Source organism: Mammaliicoccus sciuri, assembly GCF_002901825.1.
GTDB lineage: Bacteria > Bacillota > Bacilli > Staphylococcales > Staphylococcaceae > Mammaliicoccus > Mammaliicoccus sciuri.
Genome location: NZ_PPQD01000008.1, coordinates 1 through 203 on the forward strand (window position 1 = coordinate 1; position 203 = coordinate 203).

Sequence of the window (203 nt, forward strand, 5' to 3'; positions counted from 1 at the left end):
TTGCCCGGCAACGTCCTACTCTCGCGGAACGTAAGCCCAACTACCATCGGCGCTAAAGAGCTTAACTTCTGTGTTCGGCATGGGAACAGGTGTGACCTCTTTGCTATCGTCACCAGACAAATAGTAATAACTTATGATGAATGTATTGTACATTCAAAACTAGATAGTAAGCAGATTTTACGGCTAAAACCGATTTAAAATTT

Annotated in this window: 1 rRNA gene; it reads right to left on the minus strand. The window is 41.9% G+C overall.

Annotation, left to right across the window (positions count from 1 at the left end):
• Positions 1-2 precede the first annotated feature (2 nt).
• A 5S ribosomal RNA gene (gene rrf / locus CD035_RS02170) occupies positions 3-117 on the minus strand.
• Positions 118-203 lie beyond the last annotated feature (86 nt).